This is a genomic window from uncultured Methanobrevibacter sp., from assembly GCF_905235195.1.
GTDB lineage: Archaea > Methanobacteriota > Methanobacteria > Methanobacteriales > Methanobacteriaceae > Methanarmilla.
The window spans coordinates 1-2091 of sequence record NZ_CAJOKH010000107.1 but is presented as its reverse complement, the minus strand read 5'-3'; the positions used below and the strand labels follow the sequence as shown (position 1 = coordinate 2091).

Annotated in this window: 2 protein-coding genes and 1 pseudogene; 1 reads left to right on the top strand and 2 read right to left on the bottom strand. The window is 24.7% G+C overall.

From position 1 onward, the window contains the following. Positions 1-376 precede the first annotated feature (376 nt). Together QZ146_RS08790 and QZ146_RS08785 are read right to left on the bottom strand one after the other, a co-directional pair. Complete coding sequence (locus QZ146_RS08790; protein WP_295723741.1) at positions 377-598, bottom strand: hypothetical protein; 222 nt, start codon at positions 596-598, stop codon at positions 377-379. A gap of 200 nt (positions 599-798) precedes the next feature. Further along, positions 799-1206, bottom strand: a complete 408-nt coding sequence (locus QZ146_RS08785) for a hypothetical protein (RefSeq protein WP_295723739.1) — start codon at positions 1204-1206, stop codon at positions 799-801. 663 nt (positions 1207-1869) lie between these two features. Here QZ146_RS08785 and QZ146_RS08780 point away from each other — a divergent pair. Next, a pseudogene (locus QZ146_RS08780) lies at positions 1870-2091 on the top strand (hypothetical protein); the annotation flags it as partial.

Below are 2091 nucleotides of genomic sequence, written 5' to 3'. Positions count from 1 at the left end.
TATTCCTCTTCTGATATAGGATATTTTTTATTTTCCTTGTTTTTAATAGCCATATTATTTATTTTTTTATTTTTATTTTTATTTTCCATCATTTTATCCCTCTGATACCAAGCTTCATCATAAACATTATCTCTTGGAGAAGTATAATTTGTAACTGGTTTAGTAACATTATAAAAATCATCTGCATCTTTATATTTTGTTTTTTTACCAGTATGTTCAAAAAATATTACATTTTCTTTGTTCTGAATAATTCCACTTAAAACATTCGCTTTAAACAGTATAATTTTTCATAATCTAATATTAATTTCTCATGCAAATCACTTGTTCCTTGTAATCCATAAAAGTTTTTACAACTAATACTATTACTCATTACTAATTATACCTCTTCTTTAAAAAATAATTGTTTAAACTCATCATCAAATTCTTGTCCTAAATCTTCTTCTCCAATCCGAATTGTTGTTTTACACCATTCAAAAAACTCTTTATACTCTTTCGGATTGTCTTCTTTTAATTCTTTAAGTTTTCTTTTCCTCACATCCTCAGGATAAATTGATAAAAAATAAAATAATGTATATCTAATATCCATATAAGTAACCATTTTATAATTCTCCTTTATTTTTTATTTATTTTATCTTCAAAATACACATTAATGTTACCATTTTTATTAAATTTTGTTCTGAATAATTCTACTTAAAACATTCGCTTTAAACTTGAAAGTTCATCCTAATTCATTACTATTTTATTTTTAATAAGTTTACATACTTTTTAACTAAAAAAAATAATAATTAAAATTTTTTTTTAATCTATAAATTCTGGAAATTCAACAGCTAACTCCACTGCTGGTAAAATACTATTACCTAACACAGGATTATTTACATCAAAATATCCGTCAGGTAGTTCACCATCATCATAATACCAACAATCAGTTTCATATCCTTCTTTAATTACATTGATTACTCTTTCATCATATAACATATCAAAGTATCTATCCATTGTAGGATATACTCTTTTAAAATATTCCTGCACAGCATATTCCTCTTCTGATATAGGATATTTTTTATTTTCCTTGTTTTTAATAGCCATATTATTTATTTTTTTATTTTTATTTTTATTTTCCATCATTTTATCCTTCTGATACCACGCTTCATCATAAACATTACCCCATATCACCAGTAGGTTCTGTAATATGTTTAACATTTTTATCATTAACAATATCTTCTGCCTTTCGTTCTGATTATTATTGTACCAAAAAACTAATTTAAAGAGTAAGTTACATCCTTAATTAGTATTGTAATCCATAGTAAGCATATAATAATGCTTGATTTATCGAAATTATGTTCGAAAAGAAGAGATACTGAAAACACTACCTACCACAGATATTAAAAGTGAAATATATTTTATTTTGTCTGACATTTCAATCACTACTTATAATTTGTGTTTAATATATTTAAACTTTGTTAATATTAAAGTTTACTAATGTCACGGTTACGGATTCACTCACGATGCTTGCCATTTGCAACTCCAACTATAACATCGATGAAATCAAAATCATCAAAACAATTATAAAACAAGAAGAAGATTGAAAATAAATCCCCTTTTATAATATTTAAATAGAATATTTATATTGGATATGCAAAAAGAAAATGAAGATTATAATTGTAATTTTAGCAAAATTAATATTGATTGAAAATAATATAATTATTTACATTGATTCAAATAAATCAGAAAAAAACAACAATAATTTTAATTTATGAGATAATGGCTCCATAAAATATATTTTTTTAAAGAGAGGAGTGGTTTCAATGGCTGAAAGGAAAACTATAAAGATAAATATGGATAATTAATGATAAGTTAATGGATTTAAAAGATTTGAATGGATTTAAAAGTTTAAATGAAACATTAGATAATTTACTGCCAAAAGGCACAGTACATTCAAATGATTATGAAATTGAACCTCCCGCATTTGCAATAAATGGTCATGAGGTATCTTGGACTGCACTGAAAAAAGCAGATGTCAATACTAGATGGGAATCTGAAGATGGAGATGAAATAGCTATTGTGATGTTTAAAGATCAGTATGGTGCGTTTGTT

Excerpts from the sequence above, each read along its gene's own strand:
- QZ146_RS08790 (WP_295723741.1), bottom strand. The coding sequence starts at position 598 with ATGGTTACTTATATGGATATTAGATATACATTATTTTATTTTTTATCA.
- QZ146_RS08785 (WP_295723739.1), bottom strand. The coding sequence starts at position 1,206 with ATGATAAAAATGTTAAACATATTACAGAACCTACTGGTGATATGGGGT.